The sequence below is a fragment of the Nonomuraea rosea genome, from assembly GCF_039539705.1.
GTDB classification, from domain to species: Bacteria; Actinomycetota; Actinomycetes; order Streptosporangiales; family Streptosporangiaceae; genus Nonomuraea; species Nonomuraea rosea.
The window spans coordinates 1-783 of record NZ_BAABDQ010000142.1 but is presented as its reverse complement, the minus strand read 5'-3'; the positions used below and the strand labels follow the sequence as shown (position 1 = coordinate 783).

At 67.2% G+C, this 783-nt stretch carries 1 pseudogene; it reads left to right on the top strand.

The window, feature by feature from the left end:
• Nucleotides 1–704 (top strand): annotated as a pseudogene (locus ABEA43_RS67800) (IS256 family transposase); the annotation flags it as partial.
• Nucleotides 705–783 lie beyond the last annotated feature (79 nt).

Sequence of the window (783 nt, the reverse complement as noted above, 5' to 3'; positions counted from 1 at the left end):
CGTCCGGGACATCGTGCACCACCTGGAGCAGGTCTATGGCACCCGGCTGTCGGCCGAGACGATCTCGCGGATCACCGAGCAGGTGATGGAGGAGGTGAAGCTCTGGCAGCGGCGCCCGCTGGATCCCGTCTACGCCGTGGTGTTCCTGGACGCCCTGGTGGTTCAAGGTCCGCGACAACCATGTGGTGCAGAACAAGCCGGCCTACCTGGCGGTCGGCATCGACACCGACGGCGACAAGCACGTCCTGGGCATCTGGATCGCCAGGACGGCTGAGGGCCTGGCGGCCGGGGAGGGCGCCGGGTTCTGGCGCAGTGTGGTCAACGACCTGCGCAACCGCGGCGTCGCCGACATCCTCATCGCCTGCTGTGATGGGCTGAGCGGGTTCGAGGACGCCATCCACGCCGCGTTTCCCGCCACCACCGTGCAGACCTGCATCGTGCATCTGATCCGCAACGCGCTGCGCCCGGTGCCGCGCAAGGACCGGGCCACTGTGGCCGCCGAGCTGAGGAAGGTCTACACCGCTGCCGACGCCGAGGCCGCCTTCGATGCCCTGGCCGAGCTCGCGGGCAGTTCGTGGGGCAAGAAGTACCCGCAGACGGTGGCGGTCTGGGAGAACGCCTGGGACCGGGTGATCCCGTTCCTGGCCTTCAGCCCGTCGGTCCGCAAGCTGCTCTACACCACCAACACCATCGTTATCTTGAGCCCTCTGAGGGCTGTCTTGCACGTCGATCACGTGGGTGTGAGGGTCCGGATTCTGGCTGGTGGACGTGGTTATCTACCGC